Origin of the sequence: Oenococcus oeni DSM 20252 = AWRIB129 (assembly GCF_000372485.1) — a bacterium.
Classification (GTDB): domain Bacteria; phylum Bacillota; class Bacilli; order Lactobacillales; family Lactobacillaceae; genus Oenococcus; species Oenococcus oeni.
The window spans coordinates 26,681-41,037 of sequence record NZ_AQVA01000007.1 but is presented as its reverse complement, the minus strand read 5'-3'; the positions used below and the strand labels follow the sequence as shown (position 1 = coordinate 41,037).

General features: G+C 39.2%; 14 protein-coding genes. 11 read left to right on the top strand and 3 right to left on the bottom strand.

Translation table 11 applies throughout. From position 1 onward, the window contains the following. Positions 1 to 7: 7 nt before the first annotated feature. The gene (gene gyrA, locus A3G9_RS0105775) at positions 8 to 2,608 is read left to right on the top strand and encodes a DNA gyrase subunit A (RefSeq protein WP_002821495.1); all 2,601 of its coding nucleotides are present in this window, start codon (positions 8 to 10) and stop codon (positions 2,606 to 2,608) included. Positions 2,609 to 2,774: 166 nt separating this feature from the next. Further along, positions 2,775 to 2,942 carry a hypothetical protein gene (locus A3G9_RS1000000110230; RefSeq protein WP_018025261.1) on the top strand — a complete coding sequence of 56 codons (168 nt, stop codon included), beginning with the start codon at positions 2,775 to 2,777 and terminating at the stop codon, positions 2,940 to 2,942. Between the two features lie 50 nt (positions 2,943 to 2,992). Here the strand turns inward: A3G9_RS1000000110230 and nadE are convergent, their stop codons facing one another. Then, positions 2,993 to 3,820 (bottom strand): ammonia-dependent NAD(+) synthetase, encoded by an 828-nt coding sequence (nadE, locus tag A3G9_RS0105765; protein WP_002817938.1) that lies wholly within the window; start codon positions 3,818 to 3,820, stop codon positions 2,993 to 2,995. Positions 3,821 to 4,050: 230 nt separating this feature from the next. On the opposite strand from nadE, the gene A3G9_RS0105760 reads away from it, so the two are divergent. The 8 genes from A3G9_RS0105760 to A3G9_RS0105725 all read left to right on the top strand — a co-directional run bounded on the left by A3G9_RS0105760 (position 4,051) and on the right by A3G9_RS0105725 (position 12,439). Next, complete coding sequence (locus A3G9_RS0105760; RefSeq protein ID WP_002821497.1) at positions 4,051 to 5,517, top strand: multicopper oxidase family protein; 1,467 nt, start codon at positions 4,051 to 4,053, stop codon at positions 5,515 to 5,517. Positions 5,518 to 5,635: 118 nt separating this feature from the next. After that, positions 5,636 to 6,076 (top strand): 30S ribosomal protein S6, encoded by a 441-nt coding sequence (gene rpsF, locus A3G9_RS0105755; RefSeq protein WP_002817809.1) that lies wholly within the window; start codon positions 5,636 to 5,638, stop codon positions 6,074 to 6,076. 8 nt (positions 6,077 to 6,084) lie between these two features. Further along, positions 6,085 to 6,642, top strand: a complete 558-nt coding sequence (ssb, locus tag A3G9_RS0105750; protein WP_002817940.1) for a single-stranded DNA-binding protein — start codon at positions 6,085 to 6,087, stop codon at positions 6,640 to 6,642. A gap of 22 nt (positions 6,643 to 6,664) precedes the next feature. After that, positions 6,665 to 6,985, top strand: a complete 321-nt coding sequence (gene rpsR / locus A3G9_RS0105745) for a 30S ribosomal protein S18 (protein WP_002817941.1) — start codon at positions 6,665 to 6,667, stop codon at positions 6,983 to 6,985. 102 nt (positions 6,986 to 7,087) lie between these two features. Further along, complete coding sequence (locus A3G9_RS0105740; RefSeq protein ID WP_002821498.1) at positions 7,088 to 9,145, top strand: DHH family phosphoesterase; 2,058 nt, start codon at positions 7,088 to 7,090, stop codon at positions 9,143 to 9,145. A 13-nt stretch (positions 9,146 to 9,158) separates the two neighbouring features. Beyond that, positions 9,159 to 9,614, top strand: coding sequence for a 50S ribosomal protein L9 (gene rplI / locus A3G9_RS0105735; protein WP_002817489.1), 456 nt, complete (start codon positions 9,159 to 9,161; stop codon positions 9,612 to 9,614). Positions 9,615 to 9,619: 5 nt separating this feature from the next. Further along, the gene (gene dnaB / locus A3G9_RS0105730; RefSeq protein WP_018025260.1) at positions 9,620 to 11,077 is read left to right on the top strand and encodes a replicative DNA helicase; all 1,458 of its coding nucleotides are present in this window, start codon (positions 9,620 to 9,622) and stop codon (positions 11,075 to 11,077) included. Between the two features lie 144 nt (positions 11,078 to 11,221). Then, positions 11,222 to 12,439: an MBL fold metallo-hydrolase gene (locus A3G9_RS0105725; RefSeq protein WP_002817491.1), complete on the top strand. Its 1,218-nt coding sequence runs from the start codon at positions 11,222 to 11,224 to the stop codon at positions 12,437 to 12,439. A 13-nt stretch (positions 12,440 to 12,452) separates the two neighbouring features. Here A3G9_RS0105725 and A3G9_RS0105720 read toward each other — a convergent pair whose 3' ends face one another. Next, positions 12,453 to 13,022, bottom strand: a complete 570-nt coding sequence (locus tag A3G9_RS0105720; protein ID WP_002817944.1) for a zinc metalloprotease — start codon at positions 13,020 to 13,022, stop codon at positions 12,453 to 12,455. Continuing rightward, entirely contained in the window at positions 13,022 to 13,813 is a 792-nt protein-coding gene (locus tag A3G9_RS0105715; protein ID WP_002817945.1) for a membrane protein, read from the bottom strand. Before A3G9_RS0105715 ends, A3G9_RS0105720 begins: the two co-directional genes overlap by 1 nt. 85 nt (positions 13,814 to 13,898) lie before the next feature. On the opposite strand from A3G9_RS0105715, the gene dtd reads away from it, so the two are divergent. Then, positions 13,899 to 14,345 (top strand): D-aminoacyl-tRNA deacylase, encoded by a 447-nt coding sequence (gene dtd / locus A3G9_RS0105710; RefSeq protein ID WP_002817946.1) that lies wholly within the window; start codon positions 13,899 to 13,901, stop codon positions 14,343 to 14,345. The last annotated feature ends 12 nt before the right edge of the window (positions 14,346 to 14,357 follow it).

Sequence of the window (14,357 nt, the reverse complement as noted above, 5' to 3'; positions counted from 1 at the left end):
GTAATTTATGGCTGATGAAGAAAACAACAATTTCACACCGGATTCCCGAATCAAGGATACTGATTTAAATAAAACAATGCGGACAAGCTTTTTGTCCTATGCGATGTCGGTTATCGTTGCCCGAGCTCTACCGGATGTCCGCGATGGTTTGAAACCTGTCCACCGTCGGATTTTATTTGGTATGAACGAATTAGGTGTTACGCCCGACAAACCGCATAAAAAGTCAGCTCGTATCGTCGGTGATGTCATGGGTAAATTTCATCCCCACGGGGATTCGGCAATCTATGAGTCCTTGGTTCGAATGGCCCAGCCTTTTAGCTATCGCTATCCATTAGTTGATGGACATGGAAACTTTGGTTCGGTCGATGGCGATCCAGCCGCGGCAATGCGTTATACCGAAGCCCGTTTATCAAAAATAGCCTTGGAAATGCTTCGCGATATCAACAAGGGAACCGTTGATTTTCAACCGAGTTATGATGGCGATAATCGCGAACCAGTTGTTTTGCCTTCACGTTTTCCAAATCTTTTAGTTAACGGTGCACAGGGCATCGCCGTTGGAATGGCTACAAATATTCCAACTCATAATCTCCGTGAGGTAATTGCGGCAATCCATGTTTTGATGGCGAATCCGGATGCGACCGTTGCTGATTTAATGGAAGCTCTGCCTGGACCTGATTTTCCCACTGGAGCGATTGTTATGGGGAAGTCGGGAATTCGCCGGGCCTACGAAACTGGTCGTGGTTCAGTGACTGTCCGTTCCAAAGTCGATATTGAGACATCTTCGTCCGGTCATGAACGAATTTCCGTTTCCGAACTTCCTTATATGGTTAACAAAGCCAAATTAATTGAGCGGATTCGTGAATTGGTTCTTGAAAAGAAGCTTGAAGGTATCACGGCGATTCGTGATGAATCCGATCAAAATGGTTTGCGGATTGCAATTGATGTTGGTCGTGATGCCAACGCCAACGTGGTTTTAAATAATTTATATAAACAAACACTGCTTCAAACGAGTTTCTCCTTTAATATGATCGCTATTAATCATGGCAAGCCGGAGACGATGAGCTTAAAGCAAATTCTTGTAGCCTATTTGGAACACCAACGCGAAATTATTCGCCGACGGACAGAATTTGATTTAAAGAAAGCTCAAGATCGTGCTCATATTCTTGAAGGCCTGCGAATTGCTCTGGATCACATTGATGCAATTATTGAACTGATTCGTTCCAGTAATACCGCTGAAATTGCTAAAAATGAATTGATTAATCGTTATCAATTATCCGATAAGCAGGCTCAGGCAATTTTGGATATGCGTTTGGTTCGGCTAACCGGTTTGGAACGCGGAAAAATCGAAACCGAATATACCGATTTATTAAAATCGATTGAAGACTTCAAAGATATTTTGGCTAAACCCGAACGGATCGACCAAATTATTTATCAGGAACTTTTGGACATTGCAAATAAATTTGGCGATGAGCGTCGGACGGAATTACAGGTTGGCGATGTTTCTTCAATTGAAGACGAAGATCTTATTGATGAAGAAGAAGTTCTTATTTCTCTTACTCATAAGGGATATATAAAACGTCTTTCGACTAGCGAGTTTCATACACAGAATCGTGGTGGCCGTGGTGTTCAGGGAATGAATACCCATGATGATGATTTTGTCGAGCAACTTGTTTCTACAAGTACTCATGACACTTTGCTGTTCTTCTCCGACCAAGGAAAAGTCTACAAAATGAAGGGATATGAGGTACCGGAATATGGTCGGCAAGCCAAAGGAATCCCGGTTATTAATCTCCTTGGGCTTGATGCCGGCGAACGCGTTCAGGCCATTATAAATGTTCGCGGTGATGCGGCAACTTCCAAAGATTTCCTTTTCTTTACAACGAAGTTGGGAACTGTCAAACGGACAGCTGTTTCCGAGTTTACAAATATTCGTCAATCAGGATTAAGAGCAATCAATCTTCGCGATGACGATTCCTTGATTAGTGTCTTATTAACTAATGGGAAACAGAACATTGTGATTGCATCACATTCCGGCTATGCCGTTTCTTTTGCCGAAAGCGATGTTCGAGCAATGGGCCGGACAGCATCCGGCGTCCGTGGAATGAATTTGCGTGATAAGGATTATGTTGTTGGAGCCGATTTGTTAATTCCTGGCGACAATGTTTTGATTATTACCGAAAAAGGTTATGGTAAGCAGACTGCCGTTGAAGAATATCCGATTCGTGGTCGTGGAGGAAAAGGTTACAAGACTTCCAATATTTCATCGAAAAACGGTCCTCTGGCCGGACTAGCGGTTGTTTCTGGAGACGAAGATATTATGATTACAACTGATTCCGGAGTTATGATTCGTTTTGCTGCTGCTGATGTTTCGATTACGGGCCGGGCAACGCTTGGTGTTCATGTAATTAAAATTGAAGAGGGTTCAAAAGTAGCTACTTTAGCCAAAGTCGAAAAAGAAGAAGACGAAGAAATTCCGGCAACTGATCAAGAAGAAAAAGTTTCTCTGCCAACAAATCAGAGTGATGATCAGATTGCAGAAAAAATTAAAAAACTGGCTGATAACCAATTAAAGAATTCAGATGATTCTGATTCAAAAACCAGTGAGTAATAAGAATATTTAAAAGGCTTGATTCTCAAGCCTTTTTATTTTGCTGTTTGTTATGTATGATTAACGTTAGTCAATTTAAATCGATTTTCCATATTAATTGGTCATGGTTTGAATTAATTTGTTGAAAAATTTAATTAGGAACTTTTATTTTTTGGGAGGAATTTTTATGATGTATTCAAAATTGATTACAGCAGTTTTTGTTGTTTTTTATGCTGTTTTGGTCTGGGCGGTTTTCTCGATGCACAATATGCTGGCAATGCAGATGATGGCTATCGGAATGTTTGCCGAAGCGGTAATTCCTTTGATTTTTCTTTATCGAAAAGATAAAAAGTAAGTCTATTACGAATCATTTGATAATAAAAAAGAGCGCTTAAGTGCTCTTTTTTAATACCACCAAGTATCGTAAATTGTTACCGGTAAATGCCGTTTGTGTTTCGTAGTAAGGTAAAGTTTTTCGATTTGTTTGGCAGCTTCTTCGGAAACTTCCCGTCCCTCAAGATATTTGTCTATGTCCTTATATTTAACGCCCAAGGCAACTTCATCAGGCAATTGTGGACGTTTATCTTCCAAATCAGCTGAAGGGACTTTATTGTAGAGTGATTCCGGAGCGTTCAAAGCTTTTAACATTTGCTGGCCTTGACTTTTATCTAGTCGCCAGAGCGGATCCAAATCGGTTCCTCCATCGCCGTATTTTGTAAAGAAACCGGCAAAGGCTTCGGCTGCGTGATCCGTTCCAAGAACAACGCCGTCATGTTCACGGGCAACCGCATACTGAGCAATCATTCGCATTTTTGGTTTGATTGAACCACGGCTCATATCATCGACTGCCAGTCCGGAAACCCTCAATGTTTTTGTTAAAGCATCAGTTGCTTCCTTTATATTGGTTGTTATTGTCTGGTCTGGTGCAACAAATTTCAAAGCTGTCTGGGCATCTTCTTCGTCTGCTTGCTCGCCGTAAGGCTGGCGGACAGCAATAAATTCATATTGATCATTTCCGGTTTCCTGTCGGAGCTGATTAATGGCAATTCTAGCCAACTTACCGGTCAGAGTAGAATCCTGACCACCTGAAATAGCCAAAACATAACTTTTGTATTGTGGGTTTGCAATTAGATAATTTTTCAAAAAAGCAATTGTTCGATCAATCTCGTCTTTGGCGTTAATGACCGGTTGAACATGTAAATCAGCAATTATTTTAGCTTGTAAAAGTCGCATTTGTCCTCCAATAATCCATTTAATTTTACCTCTAACTGATTTTTGCTAACGATTTTAATCTTGAAAAAATACTTTTTAAAGATTTTTTATAATGCTGCGTATGTTTTGCTTTAATCACTTTTAAGATCAAAAGAATCCCAGTTGGTGTAATCAGATTGGTTGCATGTTTTGAATACTAGTGATTTGCTTGATAGTGAAGACTTGTTAAATAACATTAGGGAGGCCTAATTATGGAATTAATCAAAAATTATTTTTTTGATGAAGGTGCATACGATTATCACGATGGAGCATACAAACACTTAATTCGTCCGAAAACAAAAACGCATAAGCTTATCATCCCCAAAGTTTTGAAAGCCGACAAAATAGAGGGCAATACGACTTATTACACGATTCACGCCCAAGAAGGGGAAACGAATATTCTGGATGGTAAAGTCACCCATACGTGGGGTTACAATGGTTCGCTGCTTGGACCCTTGATTCGTTACCAGTCTGGCAGACATTATCATTTAACCCTGGTTAATGATTTACCGGAGGTTACCACCTGGCATTGGCATGGACTTAATATTCCCGGTCCGATTGAAGACGGTGGTCCGCATGCCCCGGTCTTGCCGGGAAAGTCCCGAGAAATAGAATTTGATGTTAACCAGCCGACAATGACGGCTTGGCTGCATCCACATCCCTGCCCGCATACTGCCGAACAGGTTTGGAAGGGACTAGCAGCTCCGGTTGCTGTCGTTAATCCCCTGGATGATTTACCTCAGCTTCCACATACTTGGGGAGTCGATGATATTCCGCTTATTTTTCAGGACCGGACTTTTCACGATAGCCAATGGGATTATCAGGCTGATTATGACATGGACGGAACATTGGGAGATACAGCACTTGTTAACGGGACAGTCAATGCCGAATTTACTGTTACCCGTCCATGCTTGCGTTTACGAGTTTTAAACGGCGCCAATCGGCGGGAACTGCGGTTGAATTCCGATCAAAACATTGTTATGACGCAGATTGCTTCTGATGGAGGCTTTTTGCCGCATGCCGTTGAAATGACGAAAATCATGTTAACGAATGCCGAAAGAGCAGAAATATTATTGTATTTTTCCGATTATAAAAAAGGCGATCGGATTGTTTTGAAAGCCGATGATGTACCGATCCTGACTTTAAAAGTAGGCGAATTTACTGAAGACAATCGACGTCAGCTACCCAAGACCCTAAAGCAAATTGAACGCGATTTCACCGGCAGTCCCAGCCACCAAGTAATTATGGAGGGGATGGACGATTCAGTTAGAATCAACGGAAAACTTTACGATATGACGCGAATTGACGATCGTCAAGAGATTGGTAAAAACGAAATTTGGGATGTTTCCAATACGAATGATTCTATGCCGGGGATGGGAATGATTCATCCTTTTCATATGCATGGAACGGAATTCTTGGTCCTATCGAGAAATGGTAAAAAACCTTATCCAAACGAATTTGGTTTCAAAGATACAGTTGCTGTCAATCCCGGAGAACATGTCAAATTATTGGTTAAATTCAATGTTCCAGGAATTTTTATGTACCACTGTCATATTCTCGAACACGAAGATACCGGGATGATGGCTCAGATCGAGGCTGTCGATCCAAATAATCCGCAACACTGGAATTTAAAGGATCTTTGCGATAAAAACATGCCTGATTCGAATATGCAAATGTAATCCTAAATGTTATTTTGTTTTCTTGATTTTGACTTTGTTTCCCTGTATCATGATTATTCGTGATGAAATATCACTTTCCTTACCGCTTAGGCGGTCAGAGACCAAAAGGAGGTAAAAAATGGCTAATTATGAATTGACTTATATTGTTCGTCCGGACTTGGATAAAGATGCCAAAGCAGCTTTGGTAACACGTTTTGATTCTATTTTGAGCGACAACGGTGCCAAGATTGATAAATCCGAAGATTGGGATACTCGTAGATTTGCTTATGAAATCAACAATTATCGACAAGGAACTTATCATATCGTTACTTTTTCTTCTGAAGATGAAAAAGCAGTTAATGAGTTTGATCGTTTAGCGAAGATTTCAGGAGATATTTTACGGCATATGATTGTCGCCGTTGATCTTGAAAAGCTTGCTGATGCTCATGCTAAACAAGCCGCTGCTACTCAACGCGCAGCAGAACGCCGTGCACAACGCGAGGCTGAACGCAATGCCGCACAAGCACAATCTTCTGCTTCTAATCAAGCTAGAACTGCCGCGACTACATCTGGAAAATAAGGAGTTTTATGATCAATCGAGTTGTATTAGTTGGTAGATTAACCCGCGACGTTGAGTTGCGTTATACAGGAAATGGTGATGCAGTTGGATCATTTACAATCGCTGTCGAACGAAATTTCACGAATCGCGCTGGTGAGCGCGAGGCTGATTTTATCAGTTGCGTGATTTGGCGTAAACCTGCCGAAAACTTTGCCAATTTTACAGGTAAAGGAGCAATGGTTGGCGTCGAAGGCCGAATTCAGACCAGAACTTACGATAATAATCAGGGACAGAAGGTTTATGTGACCGAGGTTGTTGTTGATAATTTCCAATTATTGGAGACACGTGCTCAATCTGAAGCGCGTCGTTCGCAAAATGGCAGTGCTGGTAACACGGGGAATACCGCTCCGCAAAGTCAGAGTAATTTCAATATTCCTAATCAACAGTCAAATCCATTTGATTCGCAATTCAACAATAATGCGAGTTCCGCTTCAACTAATAGTCAAACGAGTTCTTCCAGCAGTCCTTTTAATACAGACACCGGGAATGATTCGCTTGATATCTCGGATGATGATCTTCCGTTTTAAAATTTAAGAAAGGATATCAAATATGGCCGAAGAACATTCAAATCAAAGAAGTCAGACCTTTAATGGCGAACGTACTAATCGTCCAAGCCGCAAACCTCGTGGCGACGGTGAAAGACGTGGACGTCGTCAAGGTGGACGTCGTCGTGTTGATTACTTAGCTGTTAATCATATCGATTATGTCGACTATAAGGACACTGAATTGCTTCAACGTTTCATCGCCGACAATGGCAAAATTTTACCGCGTCGGATTACTGGCACAAGCTCTAAAAATCAACGTAAAATTGCTACGGCAATCAAGCGTGCGCGTATTATGGCTTTGCTTCCGTTCGTTGCAAACAACTGATTTTTACGCTACATCTTTTTTAGTACTTCTTAATTGAAGTACTTTTTGTTTTTCTTAAAAAAGGTATAAGAAGAGCTGATCGTGATAAAATTAAATCCTTAGATGAAGGAATATCATACTTTACCATCGTTTATTAAAAATTATCGCGTCATTTACTTGATCGCGGTTTTTAGCATACTAGCAATTTTCGGTTTTGTTTTTTCTTTGCATTTTGGTCCAATCGTTGCAGTTGCGTGGGTTATTGTTGTCGCTCTAGCATCGATTTTAATTTACAGTTTGATTAATTCCTTGGGTGTCGACTTTCAAACCTATATGACCAAGTTGAATGGTCGGGTTTCAATCTCTCAAGCCAGTGCGCTTGATCAGATGCCGATTGGCGTGATGCTTTTGAGTTCTCATGGAGAGATCGAATGGGTTAACGAGAATTTGTTGAATATAATTGGCGATCGAACAGTTCTTGGCAAAAAATTAAAAGATGTTGATGCTGATTTATACGAGCTGGTTCAATCAAATAAAGACAGCGGAGAAACGGAAATCGATTGGCGCGACGGTAAGTTTTCTCTTCAAATTCAACAAAATGGTCAAGTGATTTATTTATTGGATCTGACCGATGTTTCCAGATACGAATTACTTTATGAAAAAGGTCGTCTCTTTTATGGCTTAATCAGCGTTGATAATTATGAAGAAATTATTCAGGATGCTACCGATTCCGAATCGAGTCGTTTAATTGCATTCATTTCTGGACGCTTGGACAACTGGGCAAAAAAGTATCATTTATTTTTGCGGCGAATGTCGGCTGATCGCTATCTTTTCTTTGGCCGTCTGCCTGAATTAAAATCATTGGAAGATGATCGTTTTTCAATTTTGGATACTGTCCGTGAAGAATCTTTGAAACAAAATATGCCCCTGTCCCTATCGGTTGGAATTGCCTTTGGTGTTTCCGACTTAAATGATTTAGCCGAACTTGCTCATCGAAATCTTGATCTGGCTCTTGGACGCGGCGGCGATCAAGTTGTCATTCGCGATAATGATAATCCGGCGATCTACTTCGGAGGTACATCTAATCCAATGGCTAAAAGAACCCGTGTCCGTGCCCGGATGATCGACCAGGCTTTATCTGATTTGTTTAATAATGCCGATTCAGTCTTTATTTCCGGTCATAAAAATGCCGACATGGATTCGCTTGGAGCTGCTTTGGGCATTTGGCGTATGAGTCGACTCCATGATTTGACGGCTTATATTATTATCGATGATCAAAATCTGCAACGGGATGTAAAGTTGGTTATCGGAAAAATAAATGACGAAGTTGATGCAGCCAACGAAAAACTAAAGAATCAGGCCACTGATGGGAAAACACCGAAGTTAATCGAACAGCCTTTTATCACTGAAAAAAAAGCTTTGTCTCTGGCAACCGACCAAAGTCTCTTGGTTTTGGTAGACCATTCCCGTCCAAGCATTTCGGCCGCCGGTCAGTTGCTCGAAAAACTGAAATCGTCATTGATTGTAATTGATCACCATCGAATTGCTGACGAGAGTTTTTCTGAAAAGCCGATTCTTTTTTATGTCGAACAGTACGCTTCTTCTACTTGTGAACTTGTAACCGAATTACTTGGTTATGAAGATCGTCGTAAATCGCCATTAACCAAAGTTGAAGCAACAGCCTTGCTGGGTGGAATTCAATTGGATACAAAAGGGTTTACTTCTCACAGCGGGTCCAGAACCTTTGATGCGGCTAGTTTTTTGCGGGCAGCTGGAGCCGATGCGCAATTGCTCAGTAGTTTTGGCAAGGAATCCAAGGACGATTTATTGGTTAAATCCCATCTATTTGAATTAATGCAGTTGGACAGTAACATCGCAACGGTCGTTGGTGAAAATGATGTTTTTTATAATCCTGTTTTGGCTGCTCAGGTAGCTGATGAATTATTGAAAATTCAGGGTGTTTCGGCAAGTTTTGTTGTTAGCAGGCATCCTGATGAAAAAGTTGGTATATCAGCTCGGTCGGATGGATCGATAAATGTACAATTGATTATGGAAAAAATCGGTGGCGGCGGATCATTGTCGAACGCAGCCGTCCAAATGGAATCCGATGATATTCAAGAAGTTAAAAAAGTTCTTCAACAAGCTGTTTTGCAAATAACAGACAACAAAGAAAAAGAATAGGAGTATTCATTGTATGAAAGTCATTTTTCTACAAGACGTAAAAAATCAAGGCAAGCGTGGCCAAATTAAAGAAGTTCCCGATGGTTATGCAAATAATTTCCTGATTAAAAACAAAAAGGCAGTTTACGCATCTCCTGAAAATATTTCAAAACTAAATGGGCAGCAAAATCTTGAAGCAAAAAAAGCTGCTGAAATTCTAGAAGAGGCTAAACAACTGAAAAATAAACTTGCTTCTACGAAAACAATTGTCCAGTTTTCTGAGCACGTTGGACCGGATGGACGTTTAAACGGCTCGGTTACAGCCAAAGAAATCGCCGATCAGTTGGCAAAACAATTTAATCTAACAGTTGATAAGCGCAAACTTCAGTTGCCACAGCCAATTAAAACGATTGGGCTCCATGAAGTTCCTGCGAAATTACATACACAGGTTTCAGCCATGATTAAGGTAAATGTTTCCGAATTAAATTGAGCAAAATGGAAGATTCAATTATTAACAATCATATTCCTCAAGAAGTTCAAACAGAAAAAGCATTACTTTCTGCTTTTTTTTATACGAGCGGTTTAAGCGAACAGCAGGNCGTTCTCGATCGAATGCTTGGAATTATTACGGCAGATGATTTTTATGATGTCAAAAATAAAAAATTCTTTCAGGCAATCAATGAACTTTTAAACGATGACAAAATCGTTGAACCTTTAACTGTCTCTGACCAAATGAAAGCCGATAAAAGCCTTGATTCGGTTGGTGGTGAAGGATATATTTCGGAAGTTCTGTCATCGGATGGAACGATTGCTAATGTGGAGAATTATGCAAAGGCTGTTCATGAAAAAGCAACCCAGCGCCGCTTGATCGACTTGTTCAATCAGGGAAATGGTTTGGCTCATGATCCCGCCTCGCAATCGCAGGATTTAATTGCCGATATTCGTAGCAAACTTGATTCAATTGAAGATCAATCGGAAAACACCGATTTTATTGAATTAAAAAAATCTCTGAGCAACACAATTGATAATTTAAATACTGCGGCCAGAAGTAATTCAATTTTACGTGAGGGAGCTTTGCCGAGTGATTATCCATATTTGGATAAATTAACCAAGGGATGGCAACAAAATAACCTGGTTATTTTGGCCGCTCGTCCTGCTGTTGGTAAAACTGCTTTTGCTCTGAATTTAGCAATTAATGCAGCGAAATCAAAAGAAATCGGTAAAAAAACCGTTGTTATTTTTAACATGGAAATGGATGATCAATCTCTGTCGACACGTATCCTGGCAGCTAATGCAAGAGTTCCAATGGACAAGTTGATGACAGGTCGAAACCTGACTCAATCCTCCAATGGACAAGTTGATCCAAATGCCGATTGGACGCGAATTATGTTGGCAAATGAGAGACTGAGTAGATTGAATATTCACCTTGATACAACACCTGGAATTAGAATCAACGAGATTCGGGCCAAACTTCGTAACCTGCAGTCGCAGTTACAGCGTGAAGATCCTGATGGCGGAATTGGTTTGGTTATCATTGATTATCTTCAATTGATCGAATCAGATGTAACGGAATCACGGCAGCAGGCTGTTGCTGCGATTTCTCGTTCCTTGAAAAAGTTGGCTGGTGAACTAAACGTCCCAATTATCGCCCTGTCGCAATTATCTCGTGGAGTTGAAGGCAGAACTACCAAACGGCCTATGCTGTCTGATTTACGTGATTCTGGAGCGATTGAGCAGGATGCCGATATTGTTATGTTCCTGTATCGTGATGATTATTATGATCAGGACGGACATTCCGAAGACGACGATGATTTTGATGAATCGGCAATTCCGGATCGGGGACCGGTTGAATTAATTATTGCCAAAAACCGTCAAGGAGCTAATAGTACTGTTAAATTAATGTTTGACAGAAGTATTCAATTTTACGGTAACTTAGATCCTCGGCAAGCATAGCCTTATTTTTTGCGAAGCATAAAAACACCGATTTTTCGGTGTTTTTTACTGTCGATTATTGAATAGATTTTCGAGAAAAGCATTACATTAACTATAATTGTTCAGTATTCTGTAGAGTCTTTATTATTGTTTTAAAATTAAAACATGACTACTTCAGTAAAATTTTTGAGTGATTTGAAAACACTTGGGAACAAGATTGTCAGTTTTTCAGATAATGAAACGAGAGTTTTGATATTTCTTGGTTTTTCATTAGATTCTAACAAAAATAAGACGAGCGATAAATCAATGGGTGAAAAGCTTCTTTCAAAAATTTCTGAACTAGTTAAAGAAAATCCAGAAACAATCTACAAGAAACAGGCGATTTTTATTTCCAATCTGCCGACCGATTGTGCTGAGGCTTTGGAATCTTTTAAGGCGGAAGTGGACATGCCGATCTATGTATCATTTCAATCGGGAGATTTATATAGTTCTTCGAATGAAACTGGAGAGAGAACCAATATTTCTAATTTAAGAAGAGTTGATTATGAAAAAGAAATCAAAATTGGTTCTTTTACAGTTAATTTTTTTCATTCTGATCAAAAGATAATTAATTCCAGTGTAATTAAAATTTCCGACAGCAATGGACATGTTTTTGTTTATTTCGGTGCTTTAGGTTATAGCGAATCTTCCCCGGAAAAAATTGATCATTGGATACAAAAACTAGCAAATCGCCGAGCTGATCTTTTGTTGCTCGAAGGAGCGGATTTTTCTTTTGACAACCCTAAAGAAAAAAAGTTGTCACAAAAGGAAAAAGATTTGATTGATAATTTTGCTGATAAACTTGGATCGAATCATTTGGTCGCAATTAATCCTGATCTTCAGCATATTTTAGTTTTGTCGGCTTTGGAAAAAGCCGCCAGAAATTTTGGTCGACCGATTGTTTGGGAAAAAAATTATTCAAATGCTTTAAAAAAATTCTTTTCCGACAGCAAACCGCTGACTTTGGGAAGGGATATTGATTTGCCGGAAATTATTGCTTATCCGGAAGACTATGTGCTACAGAACAGTTACGACAATCTTGATAACTTAAAAGATTTTTATAAACCGATTTATTTGCAAATTGATGGACAGCCGCTCGATGATCATGATTCAAGCTATAAAATCCGACGAAATAAATTGAATGATTTATCAGCCGAGTTTCTTGATCTTGGAATTTTTGGGCAGACAGGTAGAACGAAGCTTATTAAAATCGTCAAACAGATTAATGCGAAGCTCACAATTCCTTTTGATTCGCCTAATTTTGAAGATGAAGTGGCTTTATTGAAGGCCGAAGGATTAACTGCTAAATTGCCTGAAAAGAATCAGGATATTGAATTTCAATAAAACAAGGGATTCTTTAATGAATCTTTTTCAAAATGTATTTTGCAACTTTGATATCGTATCTTGTAATAAAGGATGTTGTCTGAATTGAAGAGTTCATCAGAGCATCACCGTTGATGTGCTTTAGTCCGATTACGTGACCTAATTCGTGTTCAAAAACCGGAACGATCAAACCTTGATTGTTACTTTTACTTAAAAAACCAGCATTCATATAGATTGCTCCACCGGTTGTGACGCCTAAAATATGTTCTCCATAATCTGCATCTTTTGAAAGTTTATTTATTTGTTCGTTCGATAGATCGGCAATTATGATTGTCGGATGTTGATTTTGAGTGATTATAAAAAGCTTTCTGTGAAGATCGCTGTTCCAGGAATTAATCGCTTCTTCAGCTTGTTCTTTAAATTCCGTTTGGGATAGATTGACGGTCACCTTCTTATTTTTCGGAATTTGCGATTTCATGACCGAATCCTTAATTGGCGGTCGATATAAATCAACAATAGAGGTAAAACTGCTCGCGATTAATAAGAGGACCACAAAAAGAGAAATAATTGGAAACAGCAATTTTTTGAGATTATTTTTTAGCATCAACCAAAAAATTCATGCAATATATCGGCAATTTGAGCAGCAGCCCACAAAACAAATAAAAAGTCTACCGATAAACTAACCCAGCTGAAATATTTGCTGAGTGGCAGATAGGAATAAGCCGGTAAATTATGATTACGTCTATACTGAATGATTCGTGGATTAGAAAAGATATTGATAATTATTGCAAAGAAAAATAAGTTACTAATGGTTTGCGTAAAAGAGTTTTGAAAGTTGTTTGGCAGCATAATTATGATTAGAGCGATCCATTGAAAGGATCCGGAACTTATCCATTGAATAAAACCGCGAAGAAAACTTGAATAAATAATTTTCTCGTACCATTTTCCACTAGTAACAACAGCTAATGAACGTTCGTAACTTTCATCCTTTAATCTAAAACGCGTTTTAAAATCATATACCTTGTCCGGATGGCTGAATGACCAAACATCTGCTAGATAAAGATAAAGGAAGAAAAATGCAATCACTATAAGACTGATAGAGATCCACAGCAGCAAGTTGGCAATTAGCTGTAATGACGGGAAGAGAGTTGGCAGGAAAAACAAAAAGATCACGAAAATGAGAATTGGCATGTATAAGCGTCTTTGAATCACGTTTTTAAAAATATTAAGTAATCTGGAAAAGCGCTGATTCACATCTGTCTGGTCATTGAGAGACTCGAATATCTTTCGATCTTCGATACCTTCGTTTGACTGGGGTAAACGAAGACCTTGATTAAGTATCCAGGACGATAGATTACGGTAGGACTCTTTAATTTTTTTTATTTTCTTGAACATTCATCTGTCATTGTATAATAACGGCATTAATTAAAAAGATCATAAACATTTTATTTTTTTAATTTGATTGAAAGAAGTTTTAATTATGCGTATAGTTTTACAAAAAGTCAGTTCAGCCCAGGTATCGGTAGGCGAAAAAATACTTGGGGAAATTGGAGTTGGATTCGTCCTTTTGGTAGGAATAGAGAACACCGACGGGAAAGAAGAGGTTGATTATTTGGCTCGGAAAATTTCTCATTTACGTGTTTTTGCCGATCAAAACGATAAGATGAATCTCTCAATTACTGATGTAAAAGGTTCTATTTTATCAATTTCGCAATTTACCTTGTATGCCGATACAAAGAAAGGTAACCGGCCAAGCTTTATCAATGCTGGGGATCCCGAACATGCAAAAACAGTTTATCAGGCATTTAATCAAGCTTTAATGAACCATAATTTAAAAGTTGCCACCGGTGAATTTGGAGCACATATGGAAGTTAAACTAGAAAACGATGGGCCGGTGACAATCATTTTCGATACTGATCATAAGTGATTTTGTTGATCT

Bases quoted from the DNA above. Each gene is read 5' to 3' on its own strand.
- A3G9_RS0105740 (WP_002821498.1), top strand. From the start codon at position 7,088: ATGAAGGAATATCATACTTTACCATCGTTTATTAAAAATTATCGCGTC.
- A3G9_RS0105725 (WP_002817491.1), top strand. From the start codon at position 11,222: ATGACTACTTCAGTAAAATTTTTGAGTGATTTGAAAACACTTGGGAAC.
- A3G9_RS0105720 (WP_002817944.1), bottom strand. From the start codon at position 13,022: ATGCTAAAAAATAATCTCAAAAAATTGCTGTTTCCAATTATTTCTCTT.
- A3G9_RS1000000110230 (WP_018025261.1), top strand. From the start codon at position 2,775: ATGATGTATTCAAAATTGATTACAGCAGTTTTTGTTGTTTTTTATGCT.
- rpsF (WP_002817809.1), top strand. From the start codon at position 5,636: ATGGCTAATTATGAATTGACTTATATTGTTCGTCCGGACTTGGATAAA.
- rplI (WP_002817489.1), top strand. From the start codon at position 9,159: ATGAAAGTCATTTTTCTACAAGACGTAAAAAATCAAGGCAAGCGTGGC.
- gyrA (WP_002821495.1), top strand. From the start codon at position 8: ATGGCTGATGAAGAAAACAACAATTTCACACCGGATTCCCGAATCAAG.
- nadE (WP_002817938.1), bottom strand. From the start codon at position 3,820: ATGCGACTTTTACAAGCTAAAATAATTGCTGATTTACATGTTCAACCG.
- A3G9_RS0105760 (WP_002821497.1), top strand. From the start codon at position 4,051: ATGGAATTAATCAAAAATTATTTTTTTGATGAAGGTGCATACGATTAT.
- dtd (WP_002817946.1), top strand. From the start codon at position 13,899: ATGCGTATAGTTTTACAAAAAGTCAGTTCAGCCCAGGTATCGGTAGGC.
- ssb (WP_002817940.1), top strand. From the start codon at position 6,085: ATGATCAATCGAGTTGTATTAGTTGGTAGATTAACCCGCGACGTTGAG.
- A3G9_RS0105715 (WP_002817945.1), bottom strand. From the start codon at position 13,813: ATGTTCAAGAAAATAAAAAAAATTAAAGAGTCCTACCGTAATCTATCG.
- rpsR (WP_002817941.1), top strand. From the start codon at position 6,665: ATGGCCGAAGAACATTCAAATCAAAGAAGTCAGACCTTTAATGGCGAA.